The sequence below is a fragment of the Bacteroides sp. 214 genome, assembly GCF_010501015.1.
Classification (GTDB): Bacteria; Bacteroidota; Bacteroidia; order Bacteroidales; family Bacteroidaceae; genus Bacteroides.
Genome location: NZ_QVML01000019.1, coordinates 93,759 through 115,455 on the forward strand (window position 1 = coordinate 93,759; position 21,697 = coordinate 115,455).

General features: G+C 43.2%; 11 protein-coding genes and 1 pseudogene. 11 read left to right on the forward strand and 1 reads right to left on the reverse strand.

Annotated features, from left to right (window positions below; translation table 11 throughout):
* Positions 1–3: 3 nt before the first annotated feature.
* Positions 4–969, reverse strand: a complete 966-nt coding sequence (locus D0T50_RS12305; RefSeq protein ID WP_163223828.1) for a glycoside hydrolase family 5 protein — start codon at positions 967–969, stop codon at positions 4–6.
* Positions 970–1,126: 157 nt separating this feature from the next.
* Between D0T50_RS12305 and D0T50_RS12310 the strand changes: the two are divergent.
* The 11 genes and pseudogenes from D0T50_RS12310 to D0T50_RS12360 all read left to right on the forward strand — a co-directional run bounded on the left by D0T50_RS12310 (position 1,127) and on the right by D0T50_RS12360 (position 21,691).
* A pseudogene (locus D0T50_RS12310) lies at positions 1,127–2,016 on the forward strand (AraC family transcriptional regulator).
* A 256-nt stretch (positions 2,017–2,272) separates the two neighbouring features.
* Entirely contained in the window at positions 2,273–3,562 is a 1,290-nt protein-coding gene (locus tag D0T50_RS12315) for a beta-galactosidase (protein WP_163223829.1), read from the forward strand.
* Positions 3,563–3,588: 26 nt separating this feature from the next.
* Positions 3,589–4,824, forward strand: coding sequence for a glycoside hydrolase family 27 protein (locus D0T50_RS12320; RefSeq protein ID WP_163223846.1), 1,236 nt, complete (start codon positions 3,589–3,591; stop codon positions 4,822–4,824).
* A gap of 142 nt (positions 4,825–4,966) precedes the next feature.
* Complete coding sequence (locus D0T50_RS12325) at positions 4,967–8,200, forward strand: TonB-dependent receptor (protein WP_163223830.1); 3,234 nt, start codon at positions 4,967–4,969, stop codon at positions 8,198–8,200.
* A 21-nt stretch (positions 8,201–8,221) separates the two neighbouring features.
* Positions 8,222–9,925, forward strand: coding sequence for a RagB/SusD family nutrient uptake outer membrane protein (locus D0T50_RS12330; RefSeq protein ID WP_163223831.1), 1,704 nt, complete (start codon positions 8,222–8,224; stop codon positions 9,923–9,925).
* Positions 9,926–9,948: 23 nt separating this feature from the next.
* On the forward strand, positions 9,949–11,226 hold the full coding sequence (locus D0T50_RS12335; protein WP_163223832.1) for a glycan-binding surface protein: 1,278 nt from the start codon (positions 9,949–9,951) through the stop codon (positions 11,224–11,226).
* An 18-nt stretch (positions 11,227–11,244) separates the two neighbouring features.
* The gene (locus tag D0T50_RS12340) at positions 11,245–13,587 is read left to right on the forward strand and encodes an IPT/TIG domain-containing protein (RefSeq protein WP_163223833.1); all 2,343 of its coding nucleotides are present in this window, start codon (positions 11,245–11,247) and stop codon (positions 13,585–13,587) included.
* Positions 13,588–13,911: 324 nt separating this feature from the next.
* Positions 13,912–15,282 (forward strand): glycosyl hydrolase, encoded by a 1,371-nt coding sequence (locus tag D0T50_RS12345; RefSeq protein ID WP_203558241.1) that lies wholly within the window; start codon positions 13,912–13,914, stop codon positions 15,280–15,282.
* A gap of 13 nt (positions 15,283–15,295) precedes the next feature.
* Positions 15,296–18,166 carry a sugar-binding domain-containing protein gene (locus tag D0T50_RS12350; protein WP_163223834.1) on the forward strand — a complete coding sequence of 957 codons (2,871 nt, stop codon included), beginning with the start codon at positions 15,296–15,298 and terminating at the stop codon, positions 18,164–18,166.
* A gap of 89 nt (positions 18,167–18,255) precedes the next feature.
* Positions 18,256–20,556, forward strand: a complete 2,301-nt coding sequence (locus D0T50_RS12355) for a glycoside hydrolase family 3 N-terminal domain-containing protein (protein ID WP_163223835.1) — start codon at positions 18,256–18,258, stop codon at positions 20,554–20,556.
* A 7-nt stretch (positions 20,557–20,563) separates the two neighbouring features.
* On the forward strand, positions 20,564–21,691 hold the full coding sequence (locus D0T50_RS12360) for a glycosyl hydrolase (protein WP_163223836.1): 1,128 nt from the start codon (positions 20,564–20,566) through the stop codon (positions 21,689–21,691).
* Positions 21,692–21,697: the final 6 nt, after the last annotated feature.

The following is a 21,697-nucleotide window of genomic DNA, read 5'->3' on the forward strand; positions in this document are numbered from 1 at the left end:
ATGTTATTTTGTTAATGTGGTTCGTGCTAAATTACCCCATTCGCGTAGCTCGTTCTCTTTCCAGGGACCTTCGGAAGAGGCGGTTGCTTCAATCATTGAGCAGGTTTCGTCTTTGTCCGATACCGACCACATAGCCCAACTGATACTATTTTGCGTCATCCAGTTAGTCCACGTGTTCCACGAATCGTAATCTATCGGGCCATCTCCCGATGCTTCCATAGCGGCACATTCCGATACAAGGAGTGGCAATCCTTTGGAAAGCGCATAGTTGCCTCGTTCAATAAGTTCTGTCTTATGAGTGGCGGCGTAGAAGTGAAGGGTGTACATCAGATTCTTAAATCCTGTAATGGGGTCATCGGCGGCTAAGTGTATGTCTTGATCCCAGTGTGGTGTACCTACCAATATAATATTATCGGGTTCGATAGCGCGGATAGTGCGGATAACCTCTATGGAGTACTCTTTCACTGCTTCCCATGAGTCGTCTACCGGCTCGTTGAATATTTCGTAAATGATATTGGGTACTCCTTTGTACTTGGTTACCATAAAGTGGAAGAACTCTTTTGCTTCCGATAAACGGATGGTGTGGCTATGCCAGTCTAAAATAACATAAATGCCATTGGCTATGGCTGCGTCGATAACTGCTGTGGCACATTTTATGCCTGCTTCGGGATTGTCGATGTAAGATTTTTTAAGTTCTATACCCACCGAAGCCCGCACCATGTCGCACTTCCACTCATGGGTAAAAGTAGCTACACTTCCTGCGTTATAAAATCGCGGATGCGTGTTGTGCCAGCCATAGCTTACTCCTTTAAATAGTACCGGCTCTCCTTTTTCGTTGACAAGAGAGGTGCCTTGTACAGAAAGCTTTCCGTTTTTCTCTACGATGGTTTGCAGAGTATTCTCCTTACGGTTGCACGACGCGAAGCAAATGCTTGTAACGAGCAATAAATAAATCAATGTGAATCGCATGGTAATTTGATGTTATGTTTCTGCGAATATAAATTAAATAACAGCGTACTCGTTTCCTTACATGTTGTTTGTACTATAAAAAGTTAAGAAAGTATCAGCGAGTTGCTTATACTTCCATTCCTTTGTTTTATATTTGTGCGAACCTAAATGAAAACACATGTCTACACCTACATCTGATATTATCCGCGAAATTACTCCGCTTTCGGACAAAGATTGCTTTTATATCGCCGAGCGTTACAAAACCCAGTTTACTTATCCTATTCATAGCCACATGGAATATGAGTTGAACTTTACAGAGAAAGCTGCAGGAGTAAGGCGTATTGTGGGAGATTCTGTCGAGATTATTGGCGAGTACGACTTGGTGCTTATCACCGGGCAACAGTTGGAACACGTGTGGGAACAACATGAATGTACATCGGGCGAGATTCGTGAAATCACCATACAGTTCTCTTCCGAGCTGTTCTTCAAAAGTTTTATGCACAAGAACCAGTTCGACACCATACAACGTATGATTGAACGCGCGAAAAAAGGAATTTCGTTCCCACTCTCTGCTATCATGAAGGTGTACTCCATGCTCGATACCCTGGCTGCCGAAAAGCGTGGTTTCTATGCGGTGATTAAATTTCTTACTATTCTGTACGAGCTCTCGCTGTGCGAAGATGCCCGTACGCTTTCCACCTCTTTTTTGCAAAGATAGGCGCACACTCAGATAGCAGGCGCGTGCAAAAGGTGCAAGATTACATCAACCAGCACTATAAAGAAGAAATTCGCCTCAATACGTTGGCCGATTTGGTGGGTATGACCCCTGTTTCCTTTAGTCGTTTCTTTAAGCTGCGCACGGGTAAGAGCCTCACCGACTACATCATTGACATTCGCTTGGGCTTTGCGGCACGTTTGCTGGTAGACTCTACCATGTCTATTGCCGAAATCTGCTACGAATGTGGCTTTAATAATCTCTCCAACTTTAACCGGATATTCCGTAAGAAAAAAGAGTGCTCTCCGAAAGAGTTCAGAGAGAACTACAAGAAAAAGAAGAAGGTTATCTGATGCACTCCTATTTGTCAGCCTATGGCTCGTGCCCCCTCAGCCATAGGCTCACGTCTTGTCGTCCATAGTCTCATGCTCCTTCATCCATAGTCTGACGACTCGTCCGCTTATGGCTCACAACCGTTCCGCCTATGGCGCGTTTAAGCTGTAAATTAGGGCTTTGGAATTGCTTAATTGTGCAAGTATTAGATAAAATAATACTGGATTGCCAGTTCGTTTAGTAGTATTTTTGCATCGAATCTTAAAAACGAAAAGTATGAGTAAACACATCTTTTTACTTGCTGCTCTGATAGTATGCCTCTTCTCGTGTACCGAAAAAAGTACATCTACCTTTATTAAAATAGAGAATGGACAATTCATCAAGAACGGAAAACCTTATTATTATGTAGGAACAAACTTCTGGTATGGCGCTATTCTTGGTTCTACCGGCGAAGGAGGAAATCGAGAACGCCTCCATCAGGAGCTTGATTTCCTGAAGAGTATCGGTGCTGATAACTTGCGTGTGCTTGTTGGCTCGGATGGCAATCGTGGTATTACTGCCAAAGTAGAACCAACCCTGCAAATAGCTCCGGGTGTGTACAATGATACTATTTTAGCCGGACTAGACTACCTCTTGGTAGAAATGAAGAAGCGCGATATGCTGGCGGTGCTCTACCTTAATAACTCATGGGAGTGGAGTGGGGGCTACTCGCAATACCTCGAATGGGCAGGCTATGGCAAAGCACCTGTTCCTGCGGTAGATGGCTGGCCTGCCTACATGGAGTATGTACAGCAGTTTCCTCAGTCGGGCACTGCACAAGCTTTGTTTACCCAGTATGTTGAGGATATCATAACCCGCACCAATCGCTTCAGTAGTGTAAAGTATACCGAAGACCCCACTATCATGTCGTGGCAAATAGGTAACGAGCCACGTGCCTTCTCTGACGATAATAAAGAAGCTTTCGCACACTGGATGGCAAAGACTGCCGCACAGATTCGGTCTTTGGATAAGAACCATTTAATATCTTCGGGTAGCGAAGGTAAGCATGGCTGTGAGCAAGATATGGAACTCTTTGAACACATCCATGCCGATGCTAACATCGATTATCTTAACTTTCATATATGGCCTTACAATTGGAGTTGGGCAAAACAAGATAGCCTGCAAGAACACCTGTCAGTGGCTATAGAGAATACCCAAAAATATATCAACGAACACTTAACCGTGGCTGCCAAGTATGGCAAGCCGGCTGTATTGGAAGAGTTTGGCTACCCGCGCGATAACTTCGCCTTCGCTAAGACTTCTACTACTCGCGCGCGCGATACTTATTATAAGTTCATCTTCGACCACATTGCCGAAGAGGCTGCGAAAGGCGGACTATTGGCAGGAGCCAACTTCTGGGCATGGGGTGGATTGGCAACACCTTCATCCGACCATGTTTTCTGGCAGAAGGGAGATGACTATACTGGAGACCCTGCACAAGAAGAGCAAGGGTTAAACTCCGTTTTTGCCACAGACGATAGTACTATCGCTGTCATTCGCCAGGCCAATCAAACCTTCAACCGATAAATAAACCCTTAAAACAATAGTATATGATGAAGAACAAAACAACAATTGCATTTGTGCTTCTCTTTTTGTTGCCTTGCTTCGTCAAAGCACAGAAGTGGGAAGGACTTGCCAACACACCCGCTATGGGATGGAACAGTTGGAATAAATTTGCCTGTAACATCGACGAAAACTTAATTAAGGAAATAGCCGATGCGATGGTTGAGCAAGGACTACTCGACGCAGGCTATCAGTATGTAAATATTGACGATTGCTGGCATGGCGAACGCGATTCGCTTGGCTTTATCCAAGCAGACCCGGTACGTTTTGCCTCGGGTATTAAGCCTCTTGCCGACTATGTACACAGCAAAGGACTGAAACTGGGTATCTATTCGGATGCCGGACGTGCTACTTGTGGCTGCAGACCGGGTAGCTTTGGACACGAATATCAAGATGCTTTGCAATATGCCAAGTGGGGTGTCGACTATCTTAAATACGACTGGTGCGAAACCGAAGATATTAATCCCATTGGGGCATATACGCTGATGCGCGATGCGCTTCGCAAGGCAGGTCGTCCCATCTATTTTAGTATGTGCGAGTGGGGAAACAATAAGCCATGGCTTTGGGCATCCGAAGTAGGACACTCGTGGCGAACCACAGGCGATATATTCAATAGCTTCGACGGAATAGACGACCACGGCGACTGGAAAGCGTTCGGTGTGATGCAAATACTGGATATGCAAGAGGGATTGCGCAAATATGCAGGCCCCGGACATTGGAACGACCCCGATATGTTGGAGGTAGGAAACGGACAAACCGTAAACGAAGACCGTGCTCACTTCACCATGTGGTGTATGCTGGCAGCTCCACTTATTCTGGGTAATGATATTCGCAGTATGTCGCAAGAAACAAAAGATATAATCCTTAATAAAGAAGTTATCGCCATAGACCAAGACCCGCTTGGCGTGCAAGGCTTAAAGTTTGCTGCCGAAGATGGTTTGGAATTCTGGTTTAAGCCACTTGCCGGAGATGATTGGGCATTTTGCATCCTCAACCGTTCGCTCGAAGATAAAACATATACTATCGACTGGCAGAAATTCAACCTGACTGACGAAGAGGTTTCTAAACGCTCCACTTCTTTTGATAGTGTAGAGTACACTCTGAAGAACCTTTGGGAAAAGAATCCAAAGAAAGCAAACGTGGGAACTACTAAAAAAGCAAAAAGCGTAACCATACCTGCTCATGATGTGATACTTTATAGATTGACACCAAAGACAAAAAAATAGGGAAGTAGGATGCAAACTGTAAGTTAATGCTACAATCATACCGCTTAATGATAAAAAAGTACTTGTATTAACTTATCTATACAACTATTTTTGTTTTGTCAATAATTGATAAACAAAGTTATAAATCTAGTAAATATTATTTATGAAAAACATTACGTTGTTTTTAATGGCACTTCTTATGAGTTGCCAAGTAATGGCACAACAGAGGAATGTTACCGGTACCGTAACCGACGGTGCTGATAATTTACCAATGATTGGCGCTAATGTAATTGTAAAAGGAACCACGAATGGTGTCATAACCGGTATCGATGGTAAGTTTAGCCTAAATCTTCCAAACGAGAATGCTGTTCTTGTTTTTACCTCTATTGGGTATAAAAAACAGGAGGTTGTGGTACGACAAGGTCAAACTGTTCTAAATGTGGTTATGTACGAAGACTCTGAACTACTCGATGAAGTTGTAGTAGTGGGTTATGGTACTATGAAGAAGAGCGACCTCTCGGGTGCCTCGGTATCTGTGGGCGAAGACAAGATTAAGGGATCTATTATTACCAATCTCGACCAGGCTTTACAAGGTCGCGCGGCTGGGGTAACATCTGTTATGACTTCGGGTGCTCCCGGATCATCTGTTTCTATTCGTGTGCGTGGGCAGGCTACGGTTAATTCCAATGCCGAACCATTGTATGTAATTGATGGCGTTATCTTCCAGGGAGGCAGCAGCAGCGGTCATAGTGTTGGATTGGGCGATGCACTGGGAAATGGAACAGCAACTTCTATTTCGCCGATGTCTACACTTAACCCAAGCGATATTGTATCTATGGAAATCCTTAAAGATGCTTCTGCTACAGCTATTTATGGTGCACAAGGTGCCAACGGTGTAGTATTGATTACGACCAAACGTGGTAAGAGTGGTGAAGCAAAATTCTCTTATGAAGGAATGTTTGGTGTACAAAACCAAGCTGTTCGCCTGAAGATGATGAACCTCGCCGAATATGCCGTTTATAACTCTGCTATAGCAGCCACTACAGGCGGACAAGATGGTAACCCTGAATATCAGGATCCTTCTTTATTAGGTAAAGGTACCGATTGGCAGGATGCTATTTTCCGCAATGCACTGATGCAACAACACACTGTTTCGGCACAAGGTGGTGTAGAAAAAGTACAATATTACGTTTCGGGTGCTTATATGAATCAAGACGGAACATTGAGAGGTTCGGAGTTTGAACGTTATTCATTCCGTTCCAATTTGGATGCTCAGCTAAAATCTTGGTTGAAGTTAGGAATGAACCTGATGTACTCGAATACACACGAAAGATTGACCAGAGCTGATGGTGAAGCGGGTGTCTTGACCTATTCATTGCTTACTCCTCCCGATATACCGGTATATGATGTGTATGGCAATTATGCTACTACCGTTCGCGAAGGATATATCCGTATGAATCCTATCGCGTTGGCCGATTTGGATGAGAACTTCTTAACCCGTGAAAAACTAAACGGAAACTTCTTCCTGGATGTTACACCTATTAAGAATTTAACATGGCATGCCGAATTTGGTATTGATATTAGCAATTCAAAAGCCGAACGTTGGAGACCTACCTACGATTTTGGTCCCGGTGTATCCAGAGATACCAACTCCAGTGCTATACAAAACAATAAAAGTACATACTGGCAACTTAAAAACTATATTACCTATACTGGCAACTTTGGTAAGCATGGTTATTCACTGATGGCCGGACAAGAAGCGTGGGAATCGTCGTGGGAATACATTAGTGTTACCGGTTCGAAACTACCCGATAACTCAATAAAGAATCCTGCTTTGGGCGACAAAACAGCGGCAACTATCGGCAGTGGATTTGCTAGTTCGGCAATGGCTTCTTTCTTCGGACGTGCTACTTATAATTATGACGACCGTTATTTGGCTACATACACATATCGTTATGATGGTTCGTCGAACTTTGGACCAGAAAACCGCTGGGCAGGCTTCCACGCGTTTGCAGGTTCGTGGCGTTTTAGCAACGAAAAATTCTTTGAATCATTAAGAAGCGTAATCAATAATGGTAAGTTCCGTTTTGGATGGGGACAAACCGGTAATTCGAATATTGGTGGCTTTGCTTGGGGTGCTTCTATCTCGGTTATGCCTTCGGCTTTAGGATCGGGTTATCGTCAAAGTAATATTGCTAACCCATATGTGAAATGGGAAACACAAGAGCAATGGAATCTGGGGCTAGATCTTGGTTTGTTTAATGATCGTGTTAACCTGACAGTTGATTTCTATGACAAAACATCCAAAGATATGTTGATGGATCTTCAGCTGCCTTCTTATATGGGTACACGTGGTAATGGCTCTTCGGCATTGGCTGCACCAAAAGGAAACTATGGTACAATCAATAATAAAGGGTTTGAAATATCTGTGAATACACGTAACCTGACTGGTAAGTTTGAGTGGGATACAGAATTCCAAATGTCATTCAATAAGAACAAACTGGTAGCACTCGACGGTACAGCAGCATCGGCAATCGAAGGATATGGACAATGGAATGATGTGGTAAGTCGCTCGGAAATAGGACAATCTCTATACACATTCTATGGATATATTGCGGATGGAATTTTCCAAAGCAAAGAAGATATTGAAACACATTTGTGGGGCGAAATACCATCAAATGGACGATATGATAGATATAGCACCGTGTTTGTAGGGGATGTGAAGTTCAGAGACCTCAATAACGATGGTATTATAGATGATAGAGATAAAACAAGTATTGGCTCGCCACTGCCTAAGTTTACGTATGGTATGACCAATACATTCCGCTACAAGAACATAGACGTATCTATCTTCTTGCATGGTAGTTACGGAAATAAAGTGATGAACTACTTAGCACGCGACCTAACTGCTATGGGTTACTGGAGTAATCAATTACAGAAAGCTATGGGTTATGCTGATCTGGCTCCAATTGATGAAACAATTCAATATCCATTAACAAAATACGATGCTAAGGGCGAAGCTTACAAAATAAACAACTGGTTTGAAGATGTGGATAATGTGAAATTGACTAATCCCAACACGAAGATGTCTCGTGCAGGTCGTGGATTACCATACAAAAATAATGCTACAAGTACACGCTATATAGAAGATGGTTCGTACCTGCGTATCAAGAATATAACAATAGGTTATACGCTGCCTTCTAAGCTTACACGTAAGTACAAGATTGACAATGTGCGCATTTATGCCAACATTCAAAACTTGCACACCTTTACAGATTATTCAGGATATGACCCCGAAATCGGTCTGAACCCGCAAAGTGCCAATGTATTTGGTTTGGATTATGGACGCTATCCTTCACCGAGAGTTTATTCATTCGGTCTAAATTTGTCATTCTAACGCAACAAATACAATAGAGATATGAAAAATAAGAATATTTTTAAAACCTTGCTGTTTGCTACCATAATAGGACTTGGGACTACTTCGTGCGAAGATTTCTTAGACCGTCCTGCTGAAGATGCTTATACCATCACATCCTTCTATCAGACGGATGAACAATGTTTGCAAGCTGTTAATCCCATCTATAACTCTCCATGGCATGACTTTACCCGTGGATTCTTGGCCATTGGCGATATTCAAGCCGGTAACTCCTATTGGGAACACGATTGTTTATTCTTCAGATTAAGTTCCAGCAACGAAGAGTTGGCAGGCATGTCGGCATCACTCTGGTCGGTAAATGCTCATTGCAACAGTGTGATTCAAAACATAAATATGTATGCAGGACCAAATACTACCGAGGCTGTACGTAATATGGCTAAAGGCGAAGCACTTACACTCAAAGCATTAGCTTATTTCTATATGGTTCGTATATGGGGACCTGTTCCTATTGTTCATGATAACTCGGCAGAAATTGCAGCCGGTAATTATAACAATGTATATAAAGCTACTGAGGCTAATGTATATGACTACATCATTATGACGCTGGAGCAAGCTATCGAATGGCTTCCTGCAAAGGCAAAAGAGCCTGGCCGCATTGATAAATATTCAGCTTACGGATTGTTGGCTAAGGTTTATTTAACTAAGTCAGGTCTTGGACAAAAGAATACCCGTAACCAAAGCGACTTAGACAAAGCGGCCGAATACGCAAGTAAAGTAATCAATGAGAGTGGTAAAGTATTGATGGAAAACTACGAAGACATATTCAGACTAAGGAACAATACAGCCGACGAAAGTCTTATTGCCTGGCGTTGGGTAGTTGCAGCACCTTGGACAGCTTCGAACCCGATGCAAGAAGACCTTACATTCCAGGGATTAAGCGGATTAGGTGGCTGGGGAAGCTGGAGAGGTATCTCTGTAGACTTGATGGATGCTTTCGGAGAAGACCCAACCAAATTAACTCGTAACAATAACGATAAACGTCGTAAAGCTACCATGATGATGTACGGTGATAAGTACGAATACTTCTGGAGAGATAAGGGAGGCTTTGATTGGACGGATTACCAAAAGAACGTTCTTAAAGAATTCCATAGCTCAACCGGAGGCAACTGGGTAAAACACCTCTTTGGAAACAGTGCCGACCACGAAGCTGAGGGTGGAGGTGCTGTTACCGAATCTATGAAGAGCAGTTTAGCTACTCATGTACTACGTTTGGGCGATATATACCTGGTGTACGCAGAAGCAATCTTAGGAAATAGTGCCAGCACTAGCGATGCAAAAGCCTTAGAAGCTTTCAATGCCATAAGAAAACGTGCCGGAGTATCAGAGAAAACATCCATTACCTTTGAAGATATATTCAAAGAACGTCGCCTTGAACTGGCATGTGAAGGAGATAACTGGTACGACTTTGTACGCTTAAGCTATTACAACATGGATGATGCGTTGAACAGACTGAAAAAACAACGCAGGAAGAACTACATTGGTATAACAGGTTATTATATGGAAGATGATCCAACGATAACTGTTGATGGAAGCGGAGTGCCATCGGTACGCTATAATGATGAACAAGCCGATTTGAACATAACTCCGGAAAAGATGTTTGCACCATTCCCAGATGTGGACTTAGCAATGAATCCTAATCTGAGGGGAGAGCCTGTGGAATATGATTTAAGTGGTTATACCTATTAATCAATAGCTAATTGAAACTCAATATGAAAAAGTATAAAAAATCAAATATAACCAAATTATTGGTGTTGTGTGTGTTGCTCACCGGAGCGCTGATCGGATGCGAAAGCGTTGACGATGGCAAATACGATATGACAAGTGGTTTACCACAAGTGCATTACGTACGTCTTACAGATCCTGCAGTTGCCGACTCGTTGATAGTGGAAGCCTTTATGGAACAAAACATTTGTTTGATAGGCGAGAACCTCAGAAGCATACAGGAGATATATTTCAATGACCAGCAAGTAACTCTGAATCAGAATTTTATTACCGACAAGACGTTGATTCTAAATATTCCGAAGAATATCCCTGAAACTGTTACGAATAAAATGTATATGATAACAGCAAAGAAAGATACGGTGAAATATGATTTCAGAGTATTGGTACCTGCTCCGGCAGTGAGAAGTATGAAATGCGAGCATGTCCCAGCAGGAGAAATTGCTGTGATACGTGGAGATTATCTCATCGATGACCCGAATATTCCACTGGAAGTAACTTTTGCCGGTAACGCAAAAGCAAAGGTTATAAGTGCTGCTAAAACAGAAATACAGGTAATTGTACCCGAAGGTGCACTGGAAGGAACTGTAACGGTAAAATCCCTATACGGAGTGGGACGCTCTACGTTTATGTTCCGTGACACCCGTGGAATGATTACCGGATTTGAAGACTCGGAAAACAATGGAACAGGGTTCGTTGCCGGTTGGGGACGTCCTGCTAAAATAGAAGAAGACCCGGAACTTGCGGTTATGGGTAAATACGTAAGAATGGAAGGTGATGTTAAGCCCTCTGACGAAGAAGATTCTTGGGCATCTGGTGGTAATAACTTTACCATAAATATATGGAGTTGCGACAATCCAGACAATCCTAACAAAGGAATACCAAATCCGATGTTTTCCAGCGATCCGGCAACCTCTATATTCAAGTGCGAAGTTCGTGTACTGGAAGCATGGAGCGCATCGCCTATGATTTTTACTTTTGCTAAGGCAGATGATAACGAAGGATGGTTGTGGGCAGATACTACTCAGCCACGTGCATTCTGGGCTCCTTGGACAACAACAGGTTCGTATCTTTCCGAAGGTTGGGTAACTGTTTCTATTCCACTCTCCGAATTCAAATACAATGGAGCAGGCGAAGATGTAGGTGTCTCTAAAGAATTTGGCCAGTTGGGCATAGCTATACACAATCGTGGCGGAAAATCTTATATTGGAACGCCTTGTACTCCTGTTATTCTTGTTGATAATGTACGCGTAGTGCCAAGTGAATAATTAAAAAACGAAATGATTATGAATAAAATATTAAATATGTCACGACTCTCTATGATGTGTTTGATGCTGCTTTCTATCTGCATCTTCACAGCGTGTGATAATGATGACGATAGCGGTAAAAGCAACAAGATTGTTTTGAACTCTTTCGGACCTTCTCCGGCTTTGCGTGGAGGCGAATTGAGATTCATTGGTGCTAACTTAGATAAGGTTAAAGCAGTAATTATTCCGGGAACTGCTGCCATAACAACGATTACGGTAGTAGACGAACGCGAAATAAAAGTAACTATTCCTCAGGATGCAACCGAAGGGTATGTCGTTTTAGAAACTCCTCAAGGAGAAATACAAACAGAAACAATCCTTAGATATGAAGAACCCATCGTGGTTACAAGTATTAGTGCCGATTTGAAAAAGGCAGGTGATGTATTGACCATTGAGGGCGATTATCTGAACCTGATTAAAGAGGTTATTTTCTTCGATAATGTAGCCGTAACAGACTTTACTGCAACGCGTAAGAAAATAGAAGTAGTGATTCCTGTAGCAGCGCAGACTGGAAAAATCAGAGTTTCCAATGGTGCGGAAATTCCTATCGAAGTGTACTCCGAAAAGGATGCGAAGATTGTAGCAGCTACGGTGACAGCCATCGCTCCCGAAACAGTGAAACCAGGAGAAACTGTAACAATAACAGGAACAGACTTGGATTTGATTGGCTCATTGATATTTGCCGGTGCGGTAATCGCTGAATTTGAGGAACCAAATGTGAATGAAGACAACACAGAACTAACAGTGGTAGTACCTTTCGAGGCACAGGATGGCGCAGTAACCGTTATTGCAAAATCGGGTATTGAATATCCTTTGGAAACAGCATTAACAATGGTTGTTCCAAGCAACTTGAAAGCAACTCCCGATAGTGGGCTTAAACCGGGCGATATCATCACCATAACCGGAGAAGATTTGGACTTGGTAACAGACATCAATTTCCCCAATATCGCAGACGCGGTGAAACCCATCTCGCAGAGTGCTACCGAAATAAAAGTAGCTGTGCCTGTAATGTTGCCTATCAAACCCGAAAAAGAAGGCGATGAAGAAATAATACCCGAAGATGCACGAAGTGGAGACATTGTGTTGAATATGGCAAATGGAAAAACAGCAACAGTGGCATATACGGTATTACAGCCCTCTGTTACTGCTTACAATCCATCGCCCGTTATGGCAGGTAGCGAGTTGACGATAACAGGTACCAATATGGATTTAGTATTATCTGTTACCTTCAAAGGCGAACAAACAGTGGAGGTTACTACTGCTACAGAATCTATGTTGACGGTTAAGGTTCCGGCAGTAGGTGCCGAGTCTGGCGTTATATTCCTTAATATGAAGAATGGAGAGTCGGTAGAATGTGCACCTCTTGATATTATAGCTCCTTCTTTCTGCTTTATTCCTGAGTTGCCAAGTGCAGCTGTTCCGGTTGAAGAACTTCTGGTGCTGGAAGTAGTAAATGAAGATAAACTAACCCAAGTAAACATGAGAGGTGGTCCAACTCAATATTTATTGAAAGGTACAACTTTATATGTTCTTATTCCGAGTGCTGCAAATGGTGCTACTGATTTGACCTTGATTTCATCGAATGGCGAAGTTACTTATACTATTCAGGTATTAGGTGCAGGGGTACAAGAAACACCCGTTTTTGAAGGCTTTATCGATATGTTCGAAAATGAATGGTCGGCAGTAGGGATACCAATAGCTAATTTTGGAACCATGTCACCGGGCGATAGATTAAGAGTTTACTTCACAGGTCTTGGAGAAGACCCAGAGTATCAGTTATGGTATGGTGACTGGAGTGGCAAATTTGCGGAAAGTAAATTCTCTGCTGCATTCATTGATGTAGTGTTAACGGCAGAAATGATACAGAGTATGATGAACCCGGCTTGGGGATCAGACGCTATGCTTATACAAGGAAAACATTGTATCGTTTACAAAATAGCTATACGCGCAGGTACTGAACCAACAGAAAGTGTGGTATTTGGAAATGAAATTGTATTGGCGGGATGGAATAATCAATCAATACCTCTTGCCAATTTCGGAACGCCAGCTCCCGGTACTACGATAAGATTCTATCTGAAAAATGTGGGATCAAATAATGCGATGCAAATTTTCCCTGGCGATTGGGGTAGCCAATTAGTAACAGAGCATACGTTCTACGATGTAGATGCACTGAAAATACCTGCAGGAGGTCCGCTTTATCTTGATGTCGATTTAACAGCAGAGATGATACAACGAATCTTGAATCCTGCTTGGGGCTCAGACGGTATGATCATTCAAGGTGATGATGTTACAATCTCAAAAATAACGATGCTTAAGTATTAATTTTATAAGGTAACTACTGTTGTAGGATAACAAAACAAAGTGTAATTGGATAGGGATAGCCTCGGAAGGAAGTCGTGAGTGATATGCTTATAACCTTCCGGGGCTTTTTGAATTTCAAAATCCCTTTTTCTAAGGTTTTTATACAGATTTATCTTTTGTGAGCCATAAGCAGACGAGCCATAAGCCATAGGCTGACGGAGCATGAAACTATGGATGAAAAGGCATGAGGCTATGGCTGACAACCGATGAAACTATGGCAAAATAAATCCAAAAATTACTGTGAAGAACCTGTGAAATAAAAAAAAGCCAACGAATATCATTCATATGAATATAAATAAGAATACTCTCTTTTTATCTTTCTTGTTGCTATTACTTGCTAGCTGTGGGAAAGACAACCCGGATTCTCCTCAGGAAGATACAACAGTGGAGATCATAACTTCCGTACCACAAAAAGCTACAACGGTAAACCCTGCAATAACTACTACTGCCGAACTGATTCTTAATAGAGAACTAATAGCCGTAAACAAAAATAACATTACCTTAAACGGTAAAATAGTGTCCGAGGTTACTTTTAACGGCGATAAGTTAACCATATCATTACCCACGCTCGTGGCACAAACCAACTACTCACTTGAAATAAAAGCCAACGCACTGAGAATGGAACCGGGCGTTTTCAATAGCGAGATATTGAAACTGGATTTTCGTACAAGCGAATACCCTAAAGCAACTATTACCCCCAACTTAGTGCTTAAAAACCCTTCGGCTCAGGCAAAGAAACTATATCAATACCTCATAGAAACGTATCAAAAGAAGACTATTTCGGGTATGATGGCAAATGTGGCTTGGAACAATACCGAGTCCGAGCGCGTGTATGCCCTTACGGGAAAGTATCCTGCTTTGAACTGTTATGACTACATACATCTTGCATGGTCGCCAGCCAATTGGATAGACTACGGAGACATAACACCGGTTAAATCTTGGTGGACAGCAGGTGGAATCGTATCGATTGGTTGGCACTGGAATGTACCAACGGCAGAAGGGGTAACAGACCCGAGTCAAGCTACTTGCACACCCGAAAAGACTACTTTCCGTGCTAAGAATGCACTAACCGAAGGTACGTGGGAAAATACAATTATGAAAGCCGACTTGGCCAAAATAACAACCTACTTAAAACTGTTGCAAGCCGAAGGTATTCCTGTACTATGGCGTCCGCTGCACGAAGCTGCCGGTAATACATACGAATATACAGGTGGAACAGCTTGGTTCTGGTGGGGGTACGATGGTACCGAAACCTACAAACAGTTGTGGCAATATATGTTCAATTACTTCGAGAAAGAAGGACTGAACAATTTGATTTGGGTGTGGACAACACAAACAAAAGATAACGCTTTCTATCCCGGAGATGCTTATGTAGATATTATCGGACGCGATTTGTATAACCAATCTGCATCCAATTGCGCCTTGCAATACAACATCATAGTACCCAATTATCCAACCAAGTTGGTTGCACTCTCGGAGTGTGGTACGGTAGGACTTATTTCCGAACAATGGGCGGCTGGTGCTTACTGGTCGTGGTTCATGCCGTGGTATGATAATGCTGATGCAACGAGCACACATGCTGATGACAAATGGTGGAAAGACGCCATGAATCAGCCATTTGTGATATCTCGCGACCAGTTACCCAACCTGAAATAAACGCATAATGAAGATGAAGAGATTGAATTGTTTATTCCTTTTGTTTGCTTGCTGTGCAGCGCTCATGGCACAAGAAAATCGTCGTATCGACCTAAGTGGATATTGGAAACTCTTTATCGATACGCAACAAAAATATTCGGTAGAACAGGTGGCAGCAGTTCCCTATAATGATACCATAGTGCTGCCTGCCACACTGGATGAAGCTCAAAAAGGTGAACGTGTAACTTGGCAGAATACTGGCAGACTATCGCGCAAATATTCTTTTGCAGGTAGGGCATGGTATCAAAAGGAGATAATCATCCCGCAATCGTGGGAAGGAGAAGTGAAGCTGTTACACTTGGAGCGTACGAAAGTAACGCACGTTTGGGTAGACGAACATTATGTAGGCAATTCACTCTTAATAGCCTCTTCGCAACAATACGATCTTACACCTTGGCTTTCGACAGGTGTACATCAATTAACCATACTTGTAGACAATGGCGCAACTTGTGGCTTACCCGAAGCTGTTTACTCCTCTCATCAGTGGAGTGATGAAACACAAACAAATTGGAATGGTATTGTTGGACAGTTGTTTGTCGCAGCCAAACCGGCAGTAGATGTAAGTAAGCTGCAAGCCTATAGCCACGTGAAAGAACGCTCGGTTGAGCTTAGAACAACCATCTATAATACCCTGGATGAACCCGTTGAAGTGGCGGTTGCTATTTATGGAGTACTCTTTAACTCTGCAGAGACACATGCTCCTGCTCCTCAAGATATAAAGGTAACGGTTCCTCCCGGTGGTGGCGAATTTGTGTTTAACTATGCATTGGGAGCAGAAGCGAAGTTATGGAATGAGTATACACCCAATCTGTATCGCATTCAGGTGGAACTCTCCGCAAGCGGAGTGAGGCGTACAAAACATGCTGTAACGGTAGGTCTGCGTCAATTTGTAACACAAGGTAGGCACCTCACTATGAATGGTACCCGTGTGTTCCTGCGCGGTAAGCATGATGGTTGTGTCTTTCCGCTTACAGGATATGCTCCTACAAATGTAGCCGACTGGATGCGCTATTTCGATATTCTGCGTACATACGGTTTTAACCATGTACGTTTCCATTCGTGGTGCCCACTCGAAGCTGCTTTTGAGGCAGCCGATCTGAAAGGTTTTTATCTGCAAGCCGAACTTCCCTTATGGGGTGCGGTAGAAGAAAATCCGGATGCTCCGATAAACACCTTCTTGATTCGCGAGGGAAAAGGGATTATGGATTGTTTTGGCAACCATGCTTCCTTCGTAGGGTTTGCTACCGGAAACGAATTATGGGGTAGCATCGAAGGAATGAAAGGTATAACAAGAACACTTCGTGCGTATGATGGCAGGCATCTTTATGCGTTAGGTTCTAATTTTAATTTGGGCTGGTTGGGCGAGCAAGGCGACGAAGACTTTATCGTGGCTTGTCGGGTAGGAGGACAAAACGATGCTTCGTTTGAGCCACATGTACGTAGCTCTTTCTCATTTACAGATGCAATAGACGGCGGATTGCTCAATGCTACTTATCCTAATACAAGAATGAATTTTGATACGGGCGTGTCAAACACAAACAAACCTGTCATAGGACACGAAACGGGGCAGTTTCAAGTCTATCCCAACTCGTGCGAATTGAAGAAATATACCGGTGTGCTTTATCCTCATAATCTGATAAGCTTTGTAGAACGAACCAACCGGAAACATGGAATAGCTAAGAGCGAGCAATTCTTCAGAGCCAGTGGTGCATTGAGTCTATTATGCTACAAGGCCGATGTGGAGATGAGCCTGCGTACAGAAGAGTTATCGGGTTACCAAATGCTCGATATACAAGATTTTCCGGGACAAGGTACTGCACTGGTGGGTATGCTCGATTCATTTATGGATAGTAAAGGGCTAACTACTCCCGAGGAGTTTACTGCTTTTAATGCTGAGGTAGTGCCGTTATGGTTGGCTTCTTCATATACATGGTACAATGATGAAACACTTTCGGGCGAGGTGAAACTCTTCAACTATCCCGAACATGCACTGACTGATGCTGTAGTTGAGTGGAAACTATGCGAACGAGTAAGTGGGGTGGTTCGCCAAAGTGGTTCACTTGCTGCTACAAACCTCTCTCGAGGTTTGGCAAGAATAGGAGATTTGCAGCTTGCATTATCTGGTTATGTTCATCCTGTTGCATTGCAACTGGAACTTCGTGTCAGTGGAACAAACTATGCCAATACCTATCCACTATGGGTTTACCCGCGCAAAGCCTCCGTAAAGAAACCGGCGGATGTAACTCTTTTTACCTCCGTAACTCCCAAGCTCTATAAACATTTGGTGGCAGGTAAAAAGGCTTTGTTGATTCCCACGGCCCATGCATATCCCAATCAAACGGTGGGTGGACTTTTTACGAGCGACTATTGGAATTACTCCATGTTTAAGACTATCTCTGAGAATGCAAAGAAACCGGTTTCGCCTGGTACGTTGGGCTATTTAATAGCCGATGAACATCCGTTGTTTCACCTTTTCCCTACGTCGACACATAGCGATTGGCAATGGTGGGCACCGGCGCGTCATGCCTCTCCATTAATTATGGATAACCTTGATAGTGAGGTTGGTATGATTGTAGAAGGTATTGATAATGTAGAACGAAATCATAAGCTGGGCTTGCTCTTTGAGTGTAAAGTAGGCAAAGGAAAACTACTGGTTTGCATGGCAGATGTGTTGAGTGGTAGCGCTTATAAAGAATGTAATCAGCTTTTGAAAGCAATGTATCAGTATTTGGGCTCTGAGGCGTTTAATCCGCAGTTAGAACTCACTGTCGAAGAAATAAACCTCCTTTTTACAGGTACTGCGGGCACTCCTAAGATTGAGGGCGTACGCAATGTGTCTTATTAGGGGATAATATTGTTTTTGGATAAAATTGTATTTGTCTGAGATAGCTAGTATGTATACTTTTGTTTTGTAAATTAATATGTAATGGTAGCATGAAAAAAGTATTAGTAATTATGATAACAGCAACCCTATTTGCTTGTTCTTCCGATAAGAACCGGAGCGAAATTTATAAGGATGCTTCCGCACCGATTGAACAGCGTGTGGAGGATCTTCTTAGTAGAATGACCCTTGAAGAAAAAGTAGGGCAGATGAATCAATTTGTAGGTGTGGAGCATGTAAAAGCAAATACAGCTACGATGGCCGAAGAGGAGTTGAAAAATAACACCGCTAATGCCTTTTATCCCGGATTTACGGAAAAAGATGTGGAACATTGGACGGAAGAGGGACTCATAGGCTCATTCCTCCACGTGATAACGCTCGAAGAAGCTAACTACCTGCAAACGCTTGCTATGAAGAGCCGGCTACAGATACCTGTTATATTTGGTATAGACGCTATTCACGGCAATGCACATGCACCCGACAACACGGTCTATCCGACCAATATAGGTTTGGCTTGTTCGTTCGATTTGGATATGGCCTATAAAATAGCACGGCAAACAGCGAAAGAGATGCGTGCCATGAATATGCACTGGACGTTTAATCCGAACATCGAAGTTGCGCGTGACCCACGCTGGGGACGTGTAGGAGAAACCTATGGTGAAGACCCTTATCTGGTAACGCTCATGGGTGTGGAAACTGTAAAAGGATATCAGGGAGACCTGAACACAGAAAATGATGTACTTGCCTGTATCAAACATTTTGTGGGCGGAAGTCAGCCTATTAATGGTACTAACGGTTCGCCTACCGACCTATCGGAACGTACCCTTCGCGAAGTGTTCTTTCCTCCGTTCAAGGCGGGAGTAGAAGCGGGAGCATTATCGCTAATGACGGCTCATAATGAACTAAATGCTATTCCATGTCATAGCAACGAGTGGATTATAGAAGATGTGTTGCGCGGCGAGTGGAAGTTTCCCGGTTTTGTGGTGAGCGATTGGATGGATATAGAACATTTGTACGACCTGCATGCTACTGCCGAAAATCTCAAAGAAGCATTCTATCAATCTATCATGGCGGGTATGGATATGCACATGCACGGCATTCATTGGAATGAACTGGTTACAGAACTTGTAAAGGAAGGCAGAATCACCGAGAAACGGATTGATGAATCGGTACGCCGTATCCTGGAGCTTAAATTCCGTTTGGGGCTATTCGAAAAGCCTTTTGCCGATGAAGCTACCACTATGGATGTGCGCTTGTGCGACGAACATCGTACTACTGCTTTGGAGTCTGCCCGCAACAGCATTGTACTCTTAAAGAATGAGGGGGTATTACCATTAACATCCTCCAAATATAAACGTGTGATGGTTACCGGTATCAATGCCAACGATATGAATGTGTTGGGCGATTGGAGTACTATTCAGAAAGACGAAAACGTAACGACTATCCTTGAAGGCCTGCAACAAATTGCACCAGATACTCACTTCGACTTTGTAGACCAAGGTTGGGATCCACGCAATATGAACCCGGCAAAAGTAGCCGAGGCTGCAGCCAGAGCTAAACAGACCGATCTCAATATTGTAGTTGCTGGTGAGTATATGATGCGCTTCCGTTGGAGCGACCGCACCGATGGCGAAGATACAGACCGTTCGGATATTGACTTGGTTGGTTTGCAGAATGAATTGATACAGAAGGTTGCCGCTTCGGGTAAACCTACCATTTTAATCCTCGTCAACGGAAGGCAGCTTGGCGTAGAGTGGGCTGCCGATAATCTTCCTGCTATTATTGAAGCATGGGCACCGGGTATGTATGCCGGACAGGCAATTGCCGAAATTCTTTACGGTCAAGTAAACCCGTCGGCAAAGTTGGCTGTAACCATTCCACGGAGTGTAGGGCAAACGCAAATGATTTACAATCATAAGCCATCACAATATTTCCATCCCTATGCAGTGAAACCCAGTACGCCTCTATGGGTGTTTGGACACGGATTGTCGTACACTAACTATACATATAGTGACTTGCGCCTCTCTGCTACCGAGATAGCTAAAGATGGTAAGGTAACAGCTACCGTGAAGGTAACCAATAGTGGAAACCGGGATGGTGTAGAGATTGTACAACTCTATCTGCGCGACCGCTTCAGTAGTGTTACCCGTCCGGTTAAGGAACTGAAGGACTTTGCCCGTGTGCCATTGAAAGCAGGCGAAACAAAAGAGTTAAGCTTTGAAATAACACCAGATAAGTTGGCCTTCTATGACAAGCAGATGAACTGGATTGTAGAACCGGGAGAGTTTATTGTTATGCTGGGGGCTTCATCTGCTGACGAGGCATTGTTGAAAGAGAGTTTCTGGGTAAAATAAATAAGATATGAACATGAGAGTATATATAGTAATAAGTCTGTTTAGCGTGTTACTCTCTTCGTGTGGAGGAGGTAGTAAGAAAGAAACGGTTACAGAAAAGACGAAGCGTACACCGGAAACGGAAGCCTTGCTGGTAAGCTTGAAGCAAATGCCAGGGTATGGAATTATGTTCGGCCAACACGATGCTCCGGTTTATGGTATTGGTTGGCAGGGCGATGAGAATCGTAGTGATGTGAAAAGTGTTTGTGGAGACTATCCTGCGGTAATGTCGTTCGACTTAGGACACATTGAACTTGGTAAAGAAAACAATCTGGATAATGTTAGTTTTGATAGAATACGTCGTGAGATAATAGCACAGTACAATCGCGGAGGAGTTATTACTATAAGTTGGCATGTTGATAACCCGGCAACAGGTGGGAACTCGTGGGATGTAAGTGATAGTACTACCGTCGCTTCGCTATTGTTCGATGGAATGAACCATGTGAAGCTTTTGCGCTGGTTGGATTGTGTAGCCAACTTTATGAACTCTCTGCAAACAGAAGAGGGGGTAAAGGTGCCTGTTATTTTCCGCCCGTGGCACGAGCACACAGGAAGTTGGTTCTGGTGGGGAGAGCAACTTTGCACCACCGCAGACTACAAAGCCTTATGGCGTCTGACCTACGATTATTTATGCGAGAAAGGTGTTGATAATCTGCTTTATGCTTATTCTCCCGGAGTTGAACCCGGCTCAGTGGATGAATATCTCGCACGTTATCCCGGTGATGATATTGTCGATTTGGTGGGCTTTGACTGCTATGTGTACAATGAAAACGATTACCTCAGGCAGATGACCACGATGCTTAAAATAGTAACCGAAGTAGCAACCCAACACAACAAGGCGATGGCAGTAACCGAAACAGGTTACGAAACTATTCCTGATTCTGTGTGGTGGACACAAACACTGCTTCCTTTATTAACCGATTATCCTGTGAGTTATGTCTTGGTATGGCGTAATGCTTACAATCGCGACAATCATTACTATGCTCCCTATCCGGGACACATGTCGGAAGCCGATTTTGTGACTTTCTACGAAAACCCGCGAACGTTGTTTCTTACTGATGTACAATCTATTAATATATATACTGAAAACAAATAAAATATA

What these genes read in the sequence shown, in the direction of transcription:
- D0T50_RS12335 (WP_163223832.1), top strand. Translation starts at nt 9,949, where the DNA reads ATGAAAAAGTATAAAAAATCAAATATAACCAAATTATTGGTGTTGTGT.
- D0T50_RS12355 (WP_163223835.1), top strand. Translation starts at nt 18,256, where the DNA reads ATGAAAAAAGTATTAGTAATTATGATAACAGCAACCCTATTTGCTTGT.
- D0T50_RS12345 (WP_203558241.1), top strand. Translation starts at nt 13,912, where the DNA reads ATGAATATAAATAAGAATACTCTCTTTTTATCTTTCTTGTTGCTATTA.
- D0T50_RS12360 (WP_163223836.1), top strand. Translation starts at nt 20,564, where the DNA reads ATGAACATGAGAGTATATATAGTAATAAGTCTGTTTAGCGTGTTACTC.
- D0T50_RS12330 (WP_163223831.1), top strand. Translation starts at nt 8,222, where the DNA reads ATGAAAAATAAGAATATTTTTAAAACCTTGCTGTTTGCTACCATAATA.
- D0T50_RS12325 (WP_163223830.1), top strand. Translation starts at nt 4,967, where the DNA reads ATGAAAAACATTACGTTGTTTTTAATGGCACTTCTTATGAGTTGCCAA.
- D0T50_RS12315 (WP_163223829.1), top strand. Translation starts at nt 2,273, where the DNA reads ATGAGTAAACACATCTTTTTACTTGCTGCTCTGATAGTATGCCTCTTC.
- D0T50_RS12305 (WP_163223828.1), bottom strand. Translation starts at nt 969, where the DNA reads ATGCGATTCACATTGATTTATTTATTGCTCGTTACAAGCATTTGCTTC.
- D0T50_RS12350 (WP_163223834.1), top strand. Translation starts at nt 15,296, where the DNA reads ATGAAGAGATTGAATTGTTTATTCCTTTTGTTTGCTTGCTGTGCAGCG.
- D0T50_RS12340 (WP_163223833.1), top strand. Translation starts at nt 11,245, where the DNA reads ATGAATAAAATATTAAATATGTCACGACTCTCTATGATGTGTTTGATG.
- D0T50_RS12320 (WP_163223846.1), top strand. Translation starts at nt 3,589, where the DNA reads ATGAAGAACAAAACAACAATTGCATTTGTGCTTCTCTTTTTGTTGCCT.